Source organism: Galactobacter sp. (assembly GCF_022712295.1).
Taxonomy (GTDB): domain Bacteria; phylum Actinomycetota; class Actinomycetes; order Actinomycetales; family Micrococcaceae; genus Galactobacter.
The window spans coordinates 1-20,079 of record NZ_JALAGT010000208.1 but is presented as its reverse complement, the minus strand read 5'-3'; the positions used below and the strand labels follow the sequence as shown (position 1 = coordinate 20,079).

Below are 20,079 nucleotides of genomic sequence, written 5' to 3'. Positions count from 1 at the left end.
CTTCCAGCCATGTTCCAGCAGCGCGCAGAAGCCTGAACCGATCAGCGCTCCCAAGGTGTTGGCGATGATGTCGCGGAAGTCGGACACGCGACCCGGGACGGCCACCGCCTGCATCACCTCGATGAAGATCGTGGCACCGAACCCGAACAAGGTGTTGCGCACCACGGAGGTCTTCCACCACCAGGCCACGGCGCCCACCGGCAGGAACATGATGATGTTGGCGGTGAACTCGATGAGCGGCTCCGTGATCCACCCGGGACCTCCTGCGGCGTGGAAGTCCCGCAGCCACGCGGTGAGCCCTGTTTCCTCCCCAAGGTCAACCGGGTTGGGCCAGAACACGATCAACCCGATCACCACGACCAGCAGCGCCGTGCACGCGATGCGCAGACGGGGCAACTGTTCCTCCGTCTCGGAGGGCGGGGACGTGGATGGGGGATCGGCGCGCACGTTCTCAACTCTTCCAGGTGCAACGGATCCCGGCCACCTGAGACAAACCAGGCGACCGGGATCCGGGAGAAAGCAGCGTCAGCTGAAGGTCAGCCCAGCTGAGCTTCCACGATCTGGCAGCGGACCTCCAGCAGGCGGTCCATCATGGGCTCGGCAGCCTTGGAGATCTTGCCGCCCAGGAACGGGATGGAGGAGGAGACCTCGCCCGTCAGCGACAGGGTGGTTCCTTCGCCGGCTGCGGTGAGCTGCTGGCCGCCGTTGACCTTGATGGGTGCGGACTTCACGTTGGCCACGAGCTCGGACGTGCGGGAGCCGTCGGCAGCCGGTGCGCTCCAGGCCTCTTCCAGGATCAGCGTGACGCCGTCCTTCATGAGCTTCTTGGCAACGTCGGGCAGGCGGTCGGAGGGCAGCACGAACGTGGAGGACGTGCGCAGGCCACCGTTCTCCTCCGTGGTGGTGTGAGCCTCGAGGCTGCCATTGACGCGTCCGGCCACGGCTTCGGCGTTGGCCTTGGACGTCAGGGCCTCGAAGACGGCTGCGGGGGCGGCGTTGATGGAACGGGACGAGGACAGAGCCATGTGGTCTCCAACTTCTTGAGAGGGTCTTGACGATCAGAAACCAGGGTACCTGCCGAGGATGTGCGTTGTGTGAGAGCGACCGCCCACGCACCGCATGGATCCGCGGTCATGAACTCCCTACTACGGCATCGATGGACGTAGTCTGCATGGCGGTCGGTTCGCATGGCCACTCGCATCACGAGCGCACCGCGCGTCGCGAATCACCAAGCACCAACGACACCACAACGGGAGAACGCGGACAGCCATGGGGGAGAACACACAACGCATCGCGGTGCTGGGTAGCAGCGGAGGCAACCTGCGCAGCCACGGCGGTGACGACCCGGAAGGTCTGCTCCGTGACGTCCAGCGGCAGGTGGAGGCTGCAGACTTCGAGTTGGCGGACGTGCAGTTCGTCGCGGCGGAGGCCTCCATGGACTCCGCGTCCTCCAGGACGCAGGCCATGTTGTGGGGCTGGCGCGACGGCGAACCCACAACCCTCGCTGCAGGGACCCTGGACGAGGTCAACGACCACGCCCGCCAGGAGGACGCCCGCATCGCCCAACGCATCGAAGACGGGGAAATCACCGGCCTGATCCTCATGAGCGCCGACCCGGAGGACACAAACCACGCCTCCGTGACGGCCGGCGCTGCGGCAAACATTCCAGCAGCCGGCACCGGCGGCACCTCCATCGCCAAGGCCCAGCAGTTGGGCCTGAACCTGGTCTCCGCCTCGGGGACCACGGGTACCACCTCGAAGACTCGCGCGGTGGCCTACGTCTCCGGCCTGGCACATCACTGGGGCGTGAAGTACCGCCCGTCCCTCGGCGGCAGCAGCAGCGACAAAAACAACAACACCGCCAACAGCAACCAGTCCGCCTGGAAGCGCATCAGCATCCGGGGCATCATGGTGGGCTCCATCCCGGCGTTCATCGCGCTGGCCCTCGTCCTGGCGGTCAGCAAGATTCCATGGCTCTCCGGCCTCAGCCCGGTGTTCGACCTCCTGATCGACTCCCTTCCCATCGTGGTCGCGGCCGTCGCCGCCCGACGCATCAGCGGCCTCGACGAGGTGGGCCTCGTGGCCGGCGCCGTGGCGGGCATCCTTTCCGCCCCCGGTGGCATCCTGGGTGGCCTGGTGGGCGGCATCCTGGCCGGTCTCGCCGCGTCCTGGCTCATCAAGCAGACCCTGGCCTGGCGTTTCCCCGCCACCACGGCCAATATCGTCACCGGTGCCGTCGCCGGGCTCATCCCCGGCCTCCTCGTATACTTCCTGCTGGCGCCCTTCACCAAACTCCTGGGCGACTGGGTCAGGACCGGCATCGAGTGGACCGTGGGCGTGAATCCGATCCTGGCGGGCGCGCTGGCGGGCCTGGTCATGTGGCCCGCGCTGATGGGTGGCGTCTACCACTCGGTGATCCTGCCCCTGGTGCTCCTGGAGATGGGGGAGAAGGGCCACAGCTTCTTCGGCGCCATCGACATGGTCTCCCTGGTGATGGTGTCCCTGGGCATCACGCTGGCCAACATCATCCGTCCGCGCACCTCCGGCGAACGCGCGCTGGCCGGCTCCGGCGCGGCCGTGAACCTGTTCTTCGGCACCTTCGTGGAGGCGTCCTACCCGTTCATGTTCGGCGACAAGCGCGTCTTCGGGACCGCGCTGGTGGCCGCCGCGGCCGGTGGCGCCGTGGTCGGCATGACCGGTGCAGAGGCCTCCGCCTACCTGCCCGCGTTCGTGGCACCGTTCATTTCCACTACCGCGATCGGCATGATCCTCTCGATGCTGGTGGCCCTTGCGGTCGCGTTGGGCCTCACCCTGCTCATCAACCTGAGCGCCGTTCACAAGGAGCGCAAGCTGCAGGCCGCCTGAGCGCGCCCGCCTCTCGTAGACTGGGAACCCTCACCCGGTCCACGTGTTGCACGTGATCGGGCGCTCGTGTTGTCCAGAGCGTCTAGCCCGGCTAGGCGTCTGCCTCGTTCCGAAAGGCCCTCCATGTCGCTCAACGGCCTGCGCGCCGCGCTTGCGGATGATCCTGACTACGCCCGCATCCGTGCGGCCGCCAAACGCGGGGTCGCCACGGATGACGACCGGGAGATCGCCGCACCGGAGGGCCTGCGGCCCCCGCTGATCGCGGAAATGGCCGACGGGCTGGCGGAAGGTGAGCACGGACCGTCGGGCATTGCGCCCCTCACCATCGTGGTCACGCCCACCGGGCGCGCCTCGGAGGACCTGGCGCAGGGACTCAGGGCATATCTGCCCGACGACGCAGTGGAGGAGTTCCCGAGCTGGGAGACCCTGCCGCACGAGCGGCTCTCGCCGCGCTCCGACACCGTGGGGCGGCGCCTGCACGTGCTGCGGCGCCTGCACACCGCGGACCCGACGCTGCGCGTCGTCACCATGCCCGTGCGCTCGCTGCTGCAGCCAGTGGTCCACGGGCTCGGCGAACTGGAACCCGTCACCTTCGTGCGCGGCGAGGACTTGGAGTTCGACGACGCCGTGGCGGCGCTCGCCGACGCCGCTTACACGCGCGTGGATCTGGTGGGGCACCGCGGCGAGTTCGCGGTGCGCGGCGGGATCATCGACGTGTTCCCGCCCACCGAGGATCATCCGGTGCGCATCGATTTCTTCGGTGACGAGGTGGACACCATCACGCCCTTCTCGGTGGGGGACCAGCGATCGCTCACCGGTGAGGACGCGGCCCTGGACCGACTGGTGTGCCCGCCGTGCCGGGAGATGCTGCTGACCGATCACGTGCGGGCGCACGCTGCTTCGCTCAAAGAATCGATGCCGGCGTCGGCCGACATGCTGGAGAAGATCGCGAACGGCCTGGCGGTGGAGGGCATGGAGTCCCTGGCACCGCTGCTCGTGGAGAAAATGGACCCCGTCGGGTCGTTGTTCCCGGCAGGGTCCGTGGCCGTGATCGTGGATCCGGAGCGGGTGTCAGCGCGTGCGCAGGACCTGATCCAGACCAACCACGAGTTCTTGGAGGCGGCGTGGTCGTCGGCCTCGGATGGTGCCGCCGCCCCCGTGGACCTGTCGCAGGGGATGCCCGACGATCATGGTGTCTCCACTGGTTTCGCCACGCTCGGTGAGGCGCGCTCCGACCTGCTGGCCGCAGGCGTGGGTTGGTGGACGCTGACCGCGCTGGGAGCGGATGAGGAGCTGACGCAGGAGGGCACCACCACGCGCATCAAGGCGCGGGAGCCGCAGGCGTGGCGGGGCGACGTCAAGCAGATGCTGGAGTTCGTGGACTCCCGCATGAAGGACGACTGGCGGCTGGTGCTGGTCACCGACGGCCCCGGTCCGGCGCAGCGTCTGGCCGAGTTGTTCCATGAGGCCAATGTGCCGTGTGAGCAGGTGTCCACCCTGGACTCGGAGCCGCCCACCGGGCTGATCCAGATCACCCAGGCGTCGGCCGGGCACGGTTTCGCGCTGGATTCCCTGAAGCTGGGGTTGCTGACCGAGGCGGACGTCCTGGGCCGCACCACGTCTTCCGTGGCCCGTAAGGGCAAGAAGCTCGCGGCCCGCCGCCGCAATGCGGTGGACCCGCTGAGCCTGACCAAGGGCGACTACATCGTGCACGACCAGCACGGGATCGGGCGCTTCATCGAGCTGACGTCGCGTAAGTCCGGGGCGGGGCAGCGCGAGTACCTGGTGGTGGAGTACGCGCCGTCCAAGCGTGGGGCTCCCGGGGACCGGCTGTTCGTTCCCACGGATCAGCTGGATCAGATCACCCGGTACGTGGGTGCGGATGCGCCCGCGCTGTCCAAGATGGGTGGCTCCGACTGGTCGCAGACCAAGTCCAAGGCGAAGCGGGCGGTCAAGGAGATCGCCGGGGAGTTGATCCGGCTCTACTCGGCGCGCATGGCGTCCAAGGGGCACGCCTTTGCGCATGACACCCCGTGGCAGCACGAGCTGGAGGAGGCGTTCCCCTATGTGGAGACGCCGGACCAGCTGACCACCATCGACGAGGTCAAGCGGGACATGCAGCGGCCCGTCCCCATGGATCGGTTGATCTCCGGTGACGTGGGCTTCGGTAAGACGGAGATTGCCGTGCGTGCCGCGTTCAAGGCGATTCAGGACGGTAAGCAGGTGGCTGTTCTGGTGCCCACTACACTGTTGGCCTCGCAGCACTTCGACACCTTCACCGAGCGCTACGCCGGGTTCCCCGTGCGCGTGCGGGCGCTGTCCCGCTTCCAGTCGGCCGCCGAGTCCAAGGACACCATCGAGGGCCTGAAGAGCGGTGCCGTGGACATGGTGATCGGTACGCACCGGCTGCTGTCCGACAAGGTGCAGTTCAAGGATCTGGGCCTGGTGATCATCGATGAGGAGCAGCGCTTCGGTGTGGAGCACAAGGAGGCGCTGAAGAAGCTGCGGACCAACGTGGATGTGCTGGCCATGTCCGCGACCCCGATTCCCCGTACGTTGGAGATGTCCATGACGGGCATCCGGGAGACATCCACGTTGGCGACGCCTCCCGAGGAGCGCCACCCTGTTCTGACCTACGTTGGGCCGTACACGGACAAGCAGGTGGTCGCCGCGATCCGGCGTGAGCTGATGCGTGAGGGCCAGGTGTTCTACGTGCACAACCGGGTGTCCTCCATCGAGAAGGTGGCCTCCCAGCTGGCCGAACTCGTTCCCGAGGCGCGTATCGCCGTGGCGCACGGCAAGATGGGGGAGGCTCGGCTGGAGAAGATCATGCAGGACTTCTGGGAGCGGAAGTTCGACGTGCTGGTCTCCACGACCATCATCGAGACCGGTCTGGATATCGCGAACGCAAACACCTTGATCGTGGATCGGGCCGATATGTATGGCCTGTCCCAGCTGCACCAGTTGCGTGGTCGTGTGGGTCGTGGGCGTGAGCGCGCCTATGCCTACTTCCTCTGGAACGCCGAGAAACCTCTGGGCGAGGTCGCGCTGGAGCGTCTGAAGGCCGTGGCCGCGAACAACGAGCTGGGTTCGGGTTACCAGTTGGCGATGAAGGATCTGGAGATCCGAGGTGCCGGTAACTTGCTGGGCGGCGAGCAGTCCGGCCACATTGCCGGCGTGGGCTTTGACCTGTACCTGCGGCTGGTGGGCGAGGCCGTGGCGGACTTCAAGGGTGAAGAAGATGCCGCGCCCGCGGAGATGAAGATCGAGCTGCCGGTGAATGCGCACCTGCCCGAGGATTATGTGCCGGGGGAGCGGTTGCGTTTGGAGGCCTACCGGATGATGGCGCAGGCCGCCACGGAGGAGGCGATCGGGGAGGCCGTGGACGAGTTGAAGGACCGCTACGGCGAGCTGCCCGATCCGGCTCAGATGCTGGTGGACATCGCCCGCCTGCGCATGAGCGCCCGCTCAGCCGGCATCACGGACATCGCGGCGCAGGGCAACTTCATCAAGTTCGCCCCGGCGGACCTGCCCGAATCGCGTCGCATGCGGTTGCAGCGCATGTTCAAGGGGGCGCAGGTGAAGCCAGCATTGAACTGTGCGCTGGTGCCGTTCCCGAAGAAGACGGGCATCGGCGCCAAGCGCCTGGAGGACCGGGAACTACTGGCGTGGGTGCAGCACGTGATCGACGTGATCTTCGCGGAGGGCCAGGCGCCTGAGGTGCCTGCGAAGTAGGTGATTTGTCGCCGGGGCGTGGTGGTTTGACTGCCAACAAGACCGGTTCCGCTGCCCATTTCGGTGGGGATCCAGGGTGGTCCGCGTGTTGCCGACCAGGCGGTGGTCAGATCGCGTCGATCAGTTCCCTGATCGCCTGCGAAATGCTGGTCTGGTGGTCTCGCGCCAACTCTTCTAGCTTTGCTCGGCGCGAGGCGTCGAGGCGCACGGTCACAGGGCGGACATCGGCACCGACACTGACGGGCCTGCCCGGCCGTGACGGCCCAAGGTGTTCGCCTGTGTAGCCCTCTTCGGATTCGTCCACGGCGGCCCAGCGTTCGATGTCCTCGTCCGTGAACGGCACCCCGTTGACGTCGGTGTAGTTGGCCACTTTCTGCCTCCTTGATTGAAGTCCGACTTCGATGAGTACTTTCGTGGTCGCGGTCATCGCGTGGTAGATGAACCAGCCGTCGGGTTCGTCTTCCACGGCAACGTATTCGATGAGACGGCCCGTCGAATCAGCACCAATCCCGACCCATTGGACTGGAACTGTGCTGCGAGCCCTGCACCTGAGCGTGTTCTCGAACGCGTGAATCGCGTCTTGTGCGTCGACGTCAGGATGTTTCGCATGTACTCGCGGATGTACGCGTACCCGCATGTGACACCTGTTGCATCTTTTTGTAGGACATAACTCAGTGTAGAACGAAGGTGAGTCCGATGACATCCTTGGTCACGCTTAGGGCGACGTCAAGGAAGGGCGTATGAACGTGTTGGAGCTGCTGCGCCGCGGATCAATCGTGGCCGGGAGAGTCCACGTCCTCGTCGATCGTGCCGACGTGCGTGTGCATGCGGATTCCCTCGTCGTTGAAGATGCTGATGATCTGGGCGGGTCGTGACCCGGACGCCGACATGCTGTGGGGGATGCGTGTGTCGAACTCGGCCGCCTCGCCGCGCGTGAGGGTCAGATCCTGGTCGCCCAGGACCAGCCGGAGCTTGCCGGCGAGGACGTAGAGCCATTCGTAGCCGTCGTGGATCCTTGGTTCGGGGGCGGTACTGGTGGGTGGGTAGGTGATCTTGTAGGTGGCGATCGGTGCGTCCTTCGGTGTCAGCGGCGCGATCACGAGCCCGTCCCTGCGCACCACGGGCCTGTGCACCCGTGGATCGGACACCGGAGGCGTCACCAGGTCGTCGAGCCCAATACCGAGCTGGCGGGTGAGGGGGATCAGGAGCTCGAGCGTCGCCTGCCGTTTCCCGGATTCCAAGCGTGAGAGCGTGCTGGTGGACATGTCCGCCTTGTTTGCAAGTTCGCCCAACGTCCACCCGCGGCTGTGCCGCAGTGCGCGTAGTCGCGCGCCGATCTGCTTGAGTTCCTGAACCATCCCGCCTCCTAGTTTGCCAATATCGCAAGAATGTTTGCCATAAACGTACTCTGCCACTGAACTGGTCACATGAGCCAACAGCATGGAAATGATCAGTGGGATGTCATCGTCGTCGGGGGAGGAGCCGCAGGCCTGTCAGCCGCCCTCATGTTGGGGCGTGCGCGTCGCCGGGTGCTGGTGATCGACGCCGGCCGGCCGCGCAACCGGTTCGCCTCGCATATGCATGGCGTGCTGGGCCATGAGGGCGTCGATCCGACGGACCTGCTAACGCGCGGCCGCAAGGAACTGGAAACCTACGACGTGACGCTTCGAGCTGACCATGTCGAGCGCGTCGCGGACGCCGAGGGCGGCGTCGTCGTGCATTTGGCAGACGGTGAGGCGACGCGAGCACGGGCGCTGGTCGTCGCCACTGGCCTGACCGACGGCCTGCCCGAGGTTCCTGGACTCGCGGAGCTGTGGGGCACCGGAGTGCTGCACTGCCCGTACTGCCACGGTTGGGAGGTACGCGGCCAGCGTCTCGCCGTGCTCGGCACCTCGCCGATATCACTGCACCAGGCCGAACTGATCCGCCAATGGAGTGACCGGCTCACCTTCTTCACGGCCGGTTGCGACACGCTCTCCGCGGAGCAGACCGATCGCCTGCGGGCTCGCGGCGTCGAGCTGGTGGATACACCTGTGGCGGAGGTCCTCTCGGACGGCGGTCGCCTCACCGGAGTGCGCCTGGCCAGCGGCGAGGAGGTCGGACTGGACGCGGTGTTCGTCGCGTCCGCCATGAGTCCCAATGATGAGTTCTTGGCGTCAATGGAGTTGGAGCGTGGCGAGTCTCCGGTGGGAAGCTACATCCGCGTGGACGCATCCGGCCGGACCAGCCATCTGCGGATCTGGGCCATCGGCAACGTCGTTGACCCGGCCGCGAACGTGCCGGTGAGCATGGGTGCCGGTGCTGCGACCGGCGGCGCGGTGAACATGGCGTTGGTGACCGAGGACTTTGACCGGGCCGTGGCCAACGGGGGAGAGTCCGCGCAGTATTGGGAGGAGCAGTACGCCGAGCAGCCGCGACGCTGGTCGGGTCGCGTGAACGCGACTATGGCTAGCGTCGTGAGCCACCTACCAGCCGGACGCGCCCTTGATCTCGGGTGCGGTGAGGGAGGCGACGCCGTGTGGCTGGCCGAGCAGGGCTGGACGGTGACCGCCGTCGACATCTCCGCCACCGCCATCGCCCGTGGCAACGAGGGCGCGCAAGACAGGGGTGTGGCTGATGCCATCACGTGGGTCAACCATGACCTGTCCACGTGGAAGACCGAGGAGACCTTCGACCTGGTGACGGCGTCCTTCTTCCACTCCACCGTGAATCTTCCGAGGACGGAGATCCTGCGCCGTGCTGCCGGACGTATTTGTCCGGGCGGGCATCTTCTGGTGGTTTCCCACGTGTTCGAATCGGTGGAGGGCATCCCGCCGTGGGCTTTGCACTCCCACGGGGTAGCAGGCGCGGATGGAACCGACCTTCAAGCTCGCACGGAGGTCTTGTTGACGCCCGAGGACGAGGTCGCCGAGCTGGCCCTCGACGAATCTGAGTGGGAGACCGTCATTCAGGAGATCCGGGCACGTGAGACGACCGGCCCGGACGGACATGGGACTGCGACAGTGAAGGATGGCGTGCTCATGATGCAATGGAGGAACAATCAATAGGGCCTGCCAATGTCGTGGCGACGTAGTAGGAATGTCGGTCAACGTCGTATGGGTGGCGTTGCCCATCGCAGACGTTTAGACGGCGTCGATCAGTTCGCGGACTGTCTGGGAAATGCCGGTGTGGTGGGCGCGGGTCAGTTCCTCCAGCTTCGCGCGCGCAAGGCGGCGTCGCAGCGCACGGTCCTTGGCGGACGTCGATTCCAACGCTAATGGGGTGTCCGGGGTGGGAGGAGTCAAGATGTCCACCGGTGTAACTGTCGTTGGAATCGCTGACAGCGGCCCACCCCTCGATGTCCTCGTCAGTGAACGTCACCCCGTTGACGTGGCCCGGGATGCAAGCGGCAGGCATGTTGAAGCCTCAGAATCATCGGCCAGGTGGAAGCTCAAGGTCGTCAAGAAGGGGCTTACCTGAACCCAAGGTGGTCAGTCGAGGTGGCTGCGATGGTTGACGAACTACCGACTAGCAGCTACGATTCAGTAGGTAGAGAATTCGACCTACTCATGTACACCTATAGTTTTGGAGGATTCGCATGGATGTCTCATCCCTGCCGAACATCGTCCTGGAGGCGGCTTTCGGCAAGACCCTGGGGCTTGCGCCCAACGGGCTCCTACGGATGGCAGACGAGGGTACTTTGCCGCAGCCGTTTGCCCGCCGGGGCACAAAGCCTGTTTGGAGTGAAAGTGACATCGAGAGTTATTTCGCTACTCTTCAGCCGGCGCAATCGGCTTACGCGCCGATTGACCCGGTTCTCGGTGCCGACGAGCTTCTAAACCTCGAGTCCTATGTCTGTCCGGCGCAGTCGTCGGGTCATATCGGCAATCGACGTCCTAACTACCTGGCCTTGTACAGGGCAGGTCAAACGCGCAACGCGCATGGGAGGTACGAGATTGACGTCTACCAAGTTGAATGGGTGCAAACCCAGGAAGGCGTCGCTGGCGAGACTCGCGCGGCACCTGCAGGAGTCAACTCGCAGACGATCCGCCCGGTTCCGTGGTTCAAAGTGCGGCCAGAAGCTGATTATCCGCTTACGTTGTTCAAACTGGACATTGCGTCGAAACGCGTGTTGGAGGCCAATACTGGTGTGCGACGTGGCGGCACAATTTCAACGGCTTCGTTACAGGCCGCCTTCGCGGCGCATGGCAAAGCAGTGCATTTCAAAGACGGCGAGGTTCACCTGGTGCCGTAAACGTCGGGGGTGTCAACAAAGAAGCGAACGGTAGGCATGCCAGTGTGTCTTGTCCGTGAGCGTCCGCCGCAATCTCTGGCCGTCGGGCATATCCCACCAAACACGAAAGCGGCCGCCCACCCCATCACAGGGTGGGCGGCCGCTTCACAAGCCAGTTCAGGACAGGCTCAGTGCTTGGAGCCCTTCAGCGCGGACTCGTACTCGGCGTCCACCAGGTCCTGCGCGTGGGCCTCGTTGGCCACAGCGTCCGGGTGGTTCTCCGTGCGGCGGGACAGGGCCATGGCGCCACCGTAGACGATCACGCCGGAGCCCAAGATCACGGCGAGCATGGGCCACCAAGCGTGCCAGGCGCCGCCGAACTTGGTGAAGCTCGTGGCGTAGAAGCCGGCAACAAGCACGACGAAGAAGATCACGAACGTGATGATGTTGGAGACGAGGTGCCCCTCGCCGGAGTGATTGCGATTCTTGCCGTCACCTGAGTACACGGTATTTCTCCTCTAAAGCTGTCTTCCCCGAGACGACCGGCCAGCCGGTGCGTCCCAGGTCAAGTGATGAGTGGGTGTCAGTAGGACGCGCTCGAAGTTCCACCCTCAACAATAGCAATCCCTGAGCTCGCCCCGATGCGTGTTGCACCAGCTTCGATCATCGCGAGAGCATCCTCACGGCTGCGAACCCCTCCGGAGGCCTTCACACCCAGGTCGGGCCCCACCGTGGCACGCATCAAAGCGACATCCTCGACGGTGGCGCCGGGGCCGTTGAAACCGGTGGAGGTCTTCACGAAATCGGCGCCGGCCTCCACGGAAGCCTCGCAGGCAAGCACCTTGGCGTCGTGGTCCAACAGGCAGGTCTCGATGATGACCTTCAGCAGCTTGTCCTTGGCGTGAGCCACCTCGGCCACGGCGCGGATGTCCTCGACCAGTCGCGAACGATCCCCGGCACGGGCGGCGGCGATGTTGATGACCATGTCCAGCTCGTCGGCGCCATCGTCGGCGGCCTTGGTGGCCTCGAAGACCTTGGTGGCGGTGGTGGTGGCGCCCAGCGGGAAGCCGATCACCGTGCACGTCTTGGACTTGGAATCCTTCAGAGCAGCAGCCGCGGTGGAAACCCACACGGGCGTCACGCACACGGACGCGAAGCCGTACTTATCGGCCTCGGAGCAGAGGTTCAGGATCTGCTCACGTGAAGCCTCGGGCTTGAGCAGCGTGTGGTCAATGAAGCCGGCCAGGTCGGCGGGAGAAAGGGAGGAGGTCACGAGGTGTCCTTAAATCAATATCGGGATGGAAGTTCGGTTGAACGGGGAGGGACTCAAAGCCCCATCGCGGCGGCCAGATCCGCCTTGACGGCCGCGATCTTCTCGGCCGCAGCGGCACGGGCACGGGCCAGATCACCAGCACCGGAAACGGGCTCGATCACCTCGAGGTAGGACTTCAGCTTGGGCTCGGTGCCGGAGGGCCGCACGATCACACGGGTGTTGTCCTCCAGCAGCAGCCGCAGCCCGGCGGTTGGGGCCAGCCCGTCCAGGCCGTCCTCCATGTTCTCCGCGGCTACCACGGGGGAGCCGCCCAAGGCAGCGGGCGTGGAGGACAGCAGCCGTCCCAGCAGCACGTCCCGCTCCGAGAGCTCGGCCACGCGGATGGCGACCTGCTCGGTCAGGTACACGCCGTCCCGCACGGCAGCGGCGTCCAACGCCTCCAGCACGGAGGAGCCGCGATGCTTCAGCCCCTGGGCCAGCTCGGCCAGGACCACCGTCGCGGAGATCCCGTCCTTGTCATGCGTCAGCTCCGGCGCCACGCAATAACCCAGCGCCTCCTCGTAACCGAACACGAGGCCGGGAACGCGGGCGATCCACTTGAAGCCGGTGAGTGTGGCCTCATGTTCTACGCCGCGCGCGGCGCACAGCGCCGACAACTGGCGGGAGGAAACAATGGAATTGGCGAGGACCGGGTTCGTCACGCCGTCGGCCACCGCACGATCCAGCACATGCTCACCCAAGAGGACACCCACCTCGTCGCCCCTGAGCTGCCGCCACCCGTCCGGCGTGGGAATCGCGGCGGAGCAGCGGTCGGCGTCGGGATCGTTGGCGACCACCAAATCCGCATCGACGCGCTCGGCCAGCGCGACCGCCAGATCGATGGCGCCCTTCTCCTCAGGGTTGGGGAATTCCACCGTGGGGAAGTCCGGATCGGGCTGCTCCTGCTCCTGAACCACATGCACATCCGCGTACCCGGCCTGGCGCAGCACCGCCGCCAGCGTGTGCCCACCCACGCCATGCATGGCCGTGGTGACCAAACGCAGGTCGCGCGCAGGCGCGCTCGCATCCGGCGCGGGGGAAAGCCCGACGACGTCACTCACGTATTGCTGCTCGACGTCGCCTTCCGCGCCCGCCGCCGGTAGGACGGTCCAACCGCCGTCGGCCAGGGCGATGTCCTCGAAGGGCTCGTCCCACCGGATGGCCTGGGCGATCTCCGTGTCCACGGGCGGCACGATCTGGGCGCCGCGGCCGTCACCGGGCTCGATGCTCCCACCCACGTACACCTTGTAGCCGTTGTCCCACTTGGGGTTGTGGGAGGCCGTGACCATCACTCCTGCGTCGGCGTCCAGGGCGCGCACGGCCCAGGACAGCACGGGTGTGGGCAGGGCCTCTGGCATGAGCAGCACCTCGAAGCCTGCGGCCGTGAAGACGCGGGCGGAGTCGACGGCGAAGTCGTGGCTGCGGTAGCGGGCGTCGTGCCCGATCACCACCCGCGGCGTCCACTCGCCGTCCGCCTTGGCGGTCAGGAAACGGGCGATGCCCGCCGCAGCCCGGCGGACCACGGCGATGTTCATACGGGACTCGCCGGCCTCGATGCGGGCGCGCAGCCCGGCCGTGCCGAAGGTCAGCGGGCCGTCGAAGCGAGAGGAAAGGTCCTCAAGGGCGCCATTCTCACCGCGTTCCACCTGAGCCAGCAGGTCCCGCAACTCGGCCTGCGTGGCCGGATCCGGGTCCGCGGCCGCCCACTTGGTGGCTCGTGCGATCAAAGCAGCTGCATCCTGCTGGGTCATCTGGATTCCTCCTGGTTTGAGGAGACGGTGTGAGAAGACGGTGGGGTTGGTGCGGAGTACGGTGCGGCGGAGCGTCAGAGCTTGGCGACGATCTCCGCCAGCAGCCGGGAGATCCGCGGTCCGGCCTCCTGGCCGGCCTCGATGACCTCGGCGTGGCTCAGCGGCACGGGGGAGATGCCCGCGGCCAGGTTGGTGACCAGGGAGATGCCCAGCACCTCGAGGCCCGCGTGACGGGCGGCGATGGCCTCCAACGCGGTGGACATGCCCACCAGGTCCGCGCCCAGGGTCTTGGCCATCTGCACCTCGGCCGGGGTCTCGTAGTGGGGACCGGGGAACTGGGCGTACACGCCGTCGGGCAGTGAAGAATCAACCGAGCGTGCTATGTCGCGGAGGCGAGACGAGTACAGGTCCGTGAGGTCCACGAACGTGGCGCCCTCCAGGGAGGAGGCGCCGGTCAGGTTCAGGTGGTCGCTGATCAGCACCGGAGACCCCGCGCCGTACTCCTCACGCAGGCCGCCACACCCGTTGGTGAGCACCACAGTCTCGCAGCCGGCCGCCGCAGCGGTGCGAACCCCGTGAGCCACGGCGCGCACGCCACGACCCTCGTAGTAATGGGTGCGGGCGGCGATCACGAGCGCGCGCTTGCCCTCATGCGTCAGGATGGAACGGATGGTGCCGGGGTGACCGGCCACGGCGGGGGCATGGAATCCCGGGAGCTGGTCGGCGGGAATGGTGTGGGTGGTCTCACCGATCAACTCGGCGGCCTCACCCCACCCGGAGCCGAGCACCAGGGCGATGTCGTGTTTCTGCACGCCAGTGGCCTCGGCAATGGCCGCCGCGGAGGCGGAAGCGTCGGCGAAGGGCTGGGGCATCTGGGCGGCTGCATTCTCGAACTGGCTCACAGACACGAGTTTAACGCTGAACCGCCGCTGACTCCCGGGCTGCCGATTCCCCGTCCTCGGGGTTGTGACGGGGCAGTCTCTGGGAACAGTCCTATGCGCAGCCACCACCACGGAACCGCGGCATGGACGTAAGTTGGGATACGTGTGCCGCCGCTTCTGCGGCCTCGTAACCGGAAACCGAACAAACAGAAAGTCAGTGATGAGTTCCTATGTGATTGACGCGATCCCCGGCGACGGGATCGGCGTGGACGTGACCGAATCCGCAGTCCGGGTCGTGAACACGCTCGCGGAGACCCACGGGTTCTCCGTCACCTGGCGGGAACGCGACTGGAACTCTGACCTGTATCGCCGCACGGGGCGGATGATGCCGGTGGACGGCATCGAGCAACTCGCCAGCGGCGACGCCACCTTCCTCGGCGCGGTCGGCACGCCGGACGTCCCGGACGACGTCACCCTGTGGGGGCTGCTCATCCCCATCCGCCGCGAGTTCGACCAGTACGTCAACCTGCGCCCCATGCGCCTGCTGCCCGGGGTGCAAGGAACCCAACCCGGACTGGAGAACCTGGACGTGGTGGTGGTCCGGGAGAACGTGGAGGGTGAGTACTCCACCGTGGGCGGGCGCTTCGGCACCGGCAACTCGGAGACCGCCATTCAGGAAGCCGTCTTCACCCGGGCCGGGATCTCCCGCGTGGCCAGCTACGCCGCAGACCTGGCTCAGCGGCGTGGCGGGACCCTGGTGTCCGCCACCAAGTCCAACGGGATCATCCACACCATGCCGTTCTGGGATGAGGTGGTCGCCGAGACCGTGGCCCAGCACGCCCCGGACATCACCGTGGACAAGGTTCTCATCGACGCTCTCGCCGCTCGTGTGGTCATGAAGCCCACATCGCTGTCCACCATCGTGGCCTCCAACCTCTTCGGCGACATCCTCTCCGACCTGGTGGCGGGCGTGGCCGGTTCCATCGGGATCGCGCCAAGCGGGAACCTCAACCCCGAGCACAAGTACCCGTCCATGTTCGAGCCCGTGCACGGCTCGGCGCCGGACATCGCCGGGCAGGGGATCGCCAACCCCGTGGGTGCGCTGTGGGCGGCGTCCATGATGCTGGAGCACCTCGGGGAGAGCGCCGCCGCGACGGCCTTGACCGCGGCCTTCGAGGCCGTGCTGGCCTCCGGTGTGTCCACCCCGGATCTGGGTGGGACCGCCACCACCGCGTCCTTCACGGCCGACGTCGTGGCGCACCTGCTCCGTTGAACCCCGCCGGGGCGGTACCCAGGCCCGACGCCGTGTGAGCGGCGCTGGCACGTCCGGCGCCGATCGCGCCGATCGCGCCGATGGCGCCGATGAAGCCCGTGGCGCCTTTGGTGCCGAGCGCGGAGAACCCGACCCGTGCCGTCGGGCATAAACCGTCATGTGAGATTCACAAACCAAACCCGGGCGTCGACACCAGCACACGCGCAAAATACGGAACAATGGGGGACCGTGAGTACCTCAGTGGATTTTTCTGCCCCCCGTCTCGTGATCCTGGGCGGCGGCCCCGGCGGCTATGAGGCCGCCATCGTCGCGGCCCACCTGGGCGCCAAGGTGACCCTCGTCGAGGACAACGGGGTGGGCGGCTCCGCAGTGCTCACCGACGTGGTCCCCTCCAAGTCGCTCATCGGCGCCGCGGACTCGGTGCGTCGCGTGCTCGGTTCCGCCGAACTCGGCGTGCGCATGGTCAACGCGGATGCAGGCGAGGGCCGTGTCGACCTGGGCTACGTCAACGAACGCCTCATGGACCTGGCCCACACCCAGTCGGACGACACGCGCGCCTCCGTGGAGCGTGCGGGCGTGAAGGTGCTGATCGGTCGAGGCCGCCTGCTCAGCCCCAACCGGGTCGAGGTCACCACCACCAACGGCGTGACCGAGCTCCCCGCGGACGCCGTGCTGCTGGCTGTGGGCGCCCACCCCCGCACGCTGCCCACCGCGGTGCCGGACGGCGAACGCATCTTCACGTGGAAGCAGCTCTACTCCATGACCGAGCTCCCGGAACACCTGGTGGTCATCGGTTCCGGCGTCACCGGCGCCGAATTCGCCTCCGCCTACAACCTGCTGGGCTCCCAGGTCACCCTGGTCTCCTCCCGCGACCGCGTGCTCCCCGGTGAGGACAAGGACGCCGCAGAGTTGCTGGAGACCGTGTTCCAGACCAACGGTGTGGAAGTGGTCTCCCGGGCCCGCGCGCAGGCGGTGGAGAATACCGGCGACGGCGTGGTGGTCACCTTGGCTGATGGCCGCACCATCGAGGGCAGTCACTGCCTCGTGGCCGTGGGTGCCATCCCCAACACCGCGGATCTTGGCCTGGAAGAGGCCGGCGTCCGCCTGAAGGACTCCGGGCACATCGTCACCGACGGCGTCTCCCGCACCACCGCCCCCAACATCTACGCAGCCGGCGACTGCACCGGGGTCTTCGCCCTGGCCTCCGTGGCCGCCATGCAGGGCCGCATCGCTATTGCTCACCTGATGGGCGACACGGTGACGCCGCTGAAGCTGCACGAGGTCTCCTCCAACATCTTCACCTCCCCGGAGATCGCCACCGTGGGCGTCACCGAGGCGCAGGTGGCGGACGGGAAGTACCAAGCCGACATCCTCACCCTCCCGCTACCCTCCAACCCGCGCGCCAAGATGATGAACGTGCAGGCCGGCTTCGTGAAGATCCTGGCCCGCAAGGGATCTGGGACCGTGATCGGGGGAGTGGTCGTGGCACCACGTGCCTCTGAACTCATCTACCCCTTGGCGTTGGCCGTGCACAAGCGCCTGCACGTGGACGACCTCGCGGACACGTTCACGGTGTACCCGTCGCTGTCCGGCTCGGTGTCCGAGGCCGCGCGCCGCCTGCACCAGCACGCCTGATTCTCACCTCGGCATAGGATTCCACCCATGGCTTATCACGCAGACTCAAAGGACCTCGTCACGAAGGAGGTCCTGACCTGGGACCGCTTCGGCTCAGCCGGCCGCGAGCTGGCTCAGCAGATCGCGGACTCCGGCTACGTCCCAGACATCATCATCGCCGTGGCCCGTGGCGGCCTGTTGCCCGCTGGGCACCTGTCGTATGCGCTGGGGGTGAAGCTCTCCGACGCCATCAACGTGGAGTTCTACACCGACGTGCACAAGACTCTTCCGGATCCGGTGCTGCTGGAGCCGCTGCTGGACTCCAACGCGATCAAGGGCAAGAAGCTGCTGGTCGTCGACGATGTGGCCGACTCCGGCCGCACCCTGAAGCTGGTCCTGGAGCTGCTGGAGGAGCAGGGCGCGGAGTGCAAGTCCGCCGTCATCTACGCCAAGCCGGTCTCGGTGATCGACCCGGACTACGTTTGGAAGCGCACGGATGAGTGGATCGTGTTCCCATGGTCCGATGAGGAGCCGGTGACCCCCAACCCCTGACCCATACTGCCTCGCCGCTGCGCCCACGCGTCGGTATGAAAACACACGCGTCGGTGCGGATCAGCTGATCCACACCGACGCGTGTGTTTTCGCACCGGAAGGTGTGTTGGGTGCAAGGCTGCCGAACGGCGCGGGGCCGGCTTTCGTACGAAAGCCCGCCCCCCGCCGCTAGGCCTTGGATGCCCCCCAGGGCCGAGGGGGGCCAGGACCCGGGTGGTGGTCACCGGGGAGAAGAACAGGGCGATGATGGTCAGCACTGCCGCGAAGGTCAGGTACAGACCCACCATGTACACGCCCCACTTGTCCGTCAGGAACACCGCCACGAACGGAGTCAGCGCGGCACCCAGGATCGAGGAGACGTTGTAGGCGATGCCGGAGCCCGTGTACCGCACGTTGGTGGGGAAGAGCTCGGGCAAGATCGCGGACATCGAACCGAAGGTCAGCCCCATCAGCATCATGCCAACAGCCATGAAGGTGATGATCAGGCCGGTGTTGGCGCCGGAGCCGGTGCCCACGTTGGAGGGATCCATGACGGCGAACGTCAGGCCGAACAGGGCGATGGCCGTGGTGATGACCAGCTGCGAGGAGCGGCGGCCCCACTTGTCAGCGACCCAGCCGGAAACCGGCACGAACAGGCCGAAGAGCACGATGGTGATCAGCTGGATGACCAGGAAGTCCTTGTACTGGATCTTCAGTGCGCCGGTACCGAAGGACAGGATCCACGTGGTCATCAGGTAGAAGAGCACGTAGGTGGCCAACATGATGAAGGTGCCCTGGATGAGCTGCACCCACGAGGTCTTGAAGACCTCGGCGATGGGGGCCTTGACCTTCTTGTCTTCCTTCACGGCCTGCTGGAAGACTGGAGTCTCCTCCAGCTTGAAACGGACCCAGAGGCCGATGGCCACGATCACGATGGAGAAGAGGAAGGGCAGGCGCCAGCCCCACACCAGGAAGGCGTGGTCGGTGCCGTGCAGCTGGGAATCGAAGTCGAACCAGTTGGTCAGCAGCAGCATGAAGCCGTTGGCCATCAGGAAGCCGATCGGGGCACCCAACTGGGGCCACATGCCGGCGAAGGCACGCTTCTTCTTGTCCGCGTACTCGGTGGCCAGCAGCGAAGCGCCGGACCACTCGCCGCCCAGGCCGAGGCCCTGGCAGAAGCGCATGATGGTCAGCATGGCCGGAGCCCAGATGCCGATCTGCTGGTAGGTGGGCAGCAAGCCGATGATGAAGGTCGCGATACCCATGGTCAGCAGTGCGCCGATCAGGGTGGCCTTGCGGCCGATCCGGTCGCCGTAGTGACCGAAGATCAGGGAGCCCACGGGGCGGGCCACGAAGGCTGCACCGAAGGTGGCCATGGAGGCCAGCAGTGCGGTGTTGTCTCCACCGTCGCCTGCGAAGAACAGGGCGGGGAACACGGCAACGGCCGCAGTGGCGTAGACGTAGAAGTCGTAGAACTCGATGGTCGTCCCGATCAGGGACGCCAGGATGACCCGGGAGCGCGGAACCTTCAGCGGATCGTGCGCTGAGCCTTCCCGGGCGGGTGCGGTGGTGGACATGACTTGGTGACCTTACGGTTTACGTAGATGAATTGCTACGTTCAAAAGTACGCCTGTTGTCCGCACTGTGATCGCATGGTCTCAAGATGTGAGACGGTGAGATGGGTATCACGCTGTGGTCGAGGTCCTTGCAAAGCCGCAATTACGGCAGAAAAGCACAACGTCGGTGCTCACTGGGGTGTGAGTACGGCGGGCTCCAGTGGTGGTTGCAACACCTCCACCTGAGGAGGTGCGTCCGCCGTGACGTCTCACGCTACGACAGCGGCCTTGAAGCCGGCTTTCATGAAGGCATTCAAGCTCATTGGTTCCGTCAAGCCTGCTGCGGAG

The 20,079-nt window shown here is 66.1% G+C and carries 16 protein-coding genes and 1 pseudogene; 7 read left to right on the top strand and 10 right to left on the bottom strand.

What is annotated here, in order from left to right:
* A partial coding sequence (locus Q0A15_RS14845; RefSeq protein WP_291280301.1) for a VanZ family protein occupies positions 1-447 on the bottom strand: 447 nt, incomplete at its 3' end.
* Between the two features lie 89 nt (positions 448-536).
* Positions 537-1,025, bottom strand: a complete 489-nt coding sequence (locus Q0A15_RS14840; protein ID WP_291280300.1) for a DUF2505 domain-containing protein — start codon at positions 1,023-1,025, stop codon at positions 537-539.
* A 244-nt stretch (positions 1,026-1,269) separates the two neighbouring features.
* Here Q0A15_RS14840 and Q0A15_RS14835 point away from each other — a divergent pair, with 244 nt between their 5' ends.
* On the top strand, positions 1,270-2,865 hold the full coding sequence (locus Q0A15_RS14835; RefSeq protein WP_291280299.1) for a hypothetical protein: 1,596 nt from the start codon (positions 1,270-1,272) through the stop codon (positions 2,863-2,865).
* A 123-nt stretch (positions 2,866-2,988) separates the two neighbouring features.
* Positions 2,989-6,600 (top strand): transcription-repair coupling factor, encoded by a 3,612-nt coding sequence (gene mfd, locus Q0A15_RS14830; protein WP_291280298.1) that lies wholly within the window; start codon positions 2,989-2,991, stop codon positions 6,598-6,600.
* Positions 6,601-6,706: 106 nt separating this feature from the next.
* Here the strand turns inward: mfd and Q0A15_RS14825 are convergent, their stop codons facing one another.
* Positions 6,707-7,066: a ribbon-helix-helix protein, CopG family gene (locus Q0A15_RS14825; protein WP_291280297.1), complete on the bottom strand. Its 360-nt coding sequence runs from the start codon at positions 7,064-7,066 to the stop codon at positions 6,707-6,709.
* Between the two features lie 304 nt (positions 7,067-7,370).
* Positions 7,371-7,958, bottom strand: coding sequence for a helix-turn-helix domain-containing protein (locus tag Q0A15_RS14820; protein WP_291280296.1), 588 nt, complete (start codon positions 7,956-7,958; stop codon positions 7,371-7,373).
* A gap of 69 nt (positions 7,959-8,027) precedes the next feature.
* On the opposite strand from Q0A15_RS14820, the gene Q0A15_RS14815 reads away from it, so the two are divergent.
* The gene (locus Q0A15_RS14815) at positions 8,028-9,647 is read left to right on the top strand and encodes an FAD-dependent oxidoreductase (protein ID WP_291280295.1); all 1,620 of its coding nucleotides are present in this window, start codon (positions 8,028-8,030) and stop codon (positions 9,645-9,647) included.
* Between the two features lie 75 nt (positions 9,648-9,722).
* Here the strand turns inward: Q0A15_RS14815 and Q0A15_RS14810 are convergent, their stop codons facing one another.
* Positions 9,723-9,884, bottom strand: coding sequence for a hypothetical protein (locus Q0A15_RS14810; RefSeq protein WP_291280294.1), 162 nt, complete (start codon positions 9,882-9,884; stop codon positions 9,723-9,725).
* 293 nt (positions 9,885-10,177) lie between these two features.
* On the opposite strand from Q0A15_RS14810, the gene Q0A15_RS14805 reads away from it, so the two are divergent.
* Positions 10,178-10,834 carry a hypothetical protein gene (locus Q0A15_RS14805; RefSeq protein ID WP_291280293.1) on the top strand — a complete coding sequence of 219 codons (657 nt, stop codon included), beginning with the start codon at positions 10,178-10,180 and terminating at the stop codon, positions 10,832-10,834.
* A gap of 167 nt (positions 10,835-11,001) precedes the next feature.
* Here the strand turns inward: Q0A15_RS14805 and Q0A15_RS14800 are convergent, their stop codons facing one another.
* The 4 genes from Q0A15_RS14800 to Q0A15_RS14785 form a co-directional block, all read right to left on the bottom strand.
* On the bottom strand, positions 11,002-11,319 hold the full coding sequence (locus Q0A15_RS14800) for a M48 family metalloprotease (RefSeq protein WP_291280292.1): 318 nt from the start codon (positions 11,317-11,319) through the stop codon (positions 11,002-11,004).
* Positions 11,320-11,396: 77 nt separating this feature from the next.
* Positions 11,397-12,086 (bottom strand): deoxyribose-phosphate aldolase, encoded by a 690-nt coding sequence (gene deoC, locus Q0A15_RS14795; protein ID WP_291280291.1) that lies wholly within the window; start codon positions 12,084-12,086, stop codon positions 11,397-11,399.
* Positions 12,087-12,139: 53 nt separating this feature from the next.
* Positions 12,140-13,876 carry a phospho-sugar mutase gene (locus Q0A15_RS14790; RefSeq protein ID WP_291280290.1) on the bottom strand — a complete coding sequence of 579 codons (1,737 nt, stop codon included), beginning with the start codon at positions 13,874-13,876 and terminating at the stop codon, positions 12,140-12,142.
* A gap of 74 nt (positions 13,877-13,950) precedes the next feature.
* Positions 13,951-14,748 (bottom strand): purine-nucleoside phosphorylase, encoded by a 798-nt coding sequence (locus tag Q0A15_RS14785; protein ID WP_291280289.1) that lies wholly within the window; start codon positions 14,746-14,748, stop codon positions 13,951-13,953.
* A gap of 229 nt (positions 14,749-14,977) precedes the next feature.
* Between Q0A15_RS14785 and Q0A15_RS14780 the strand changes: the two genes are divergently transcribed.
* The 3 genes from Q0A15_RS14780 (at position 14,978) to Q0A15_RS14770 (ending at position 18,196) form a co-directional block, all read left to right on the top strand.
* Positions 14,978-16,030, top strand: a complete 1,053-nt coding sequence (locus tag Q0A15_RS14780) for a tartrate dehydrogenase (protein ID WP_291280288.1) — start codon at positions 14,978-14,980, stop codon at positions 16,028-16,030.
* 228 nt (positions 16,031-16,258) lie between these two features.
* Positions 16,259-17,665: an NAD(P)H-quinone dehydrogenase gene (locus Q0A15_RS14775; RefSeq protein ID WP_291280287.1), complete on the top strand. Its 1,407-nt coding sequence runs from the start codon at positions 16,259-16,261 to the stop codon at positions 17,663-17,665.
* 27 nt (positions 17,666-17,692) lie between these two features.
* Complete coding sequence (locus Q0A15_RS14770) at positions 17,693-18,196, top strand: phosphoribosyltransferase (protein ID WP_291280286.1); 504 nt, start codon at positions 17,693-17,695, stop codon at positions 18,194-18,196.
* 218 nt (positions 18,197-18,414) lie between these two features.
* On the opposite strand, the pseudogene Q0A15_RS14765 reads toward Q0A15_RS14770, so the two are convergent.
* Positions 18,415-19,752 (bottom strand): annotated as a pseudogene (locus tag Q0A15_RS14765) (MFS transporter); the annotation flags it as partial.
* Positions 19,753-20,079: the final 327 nt, after the last annotated feature.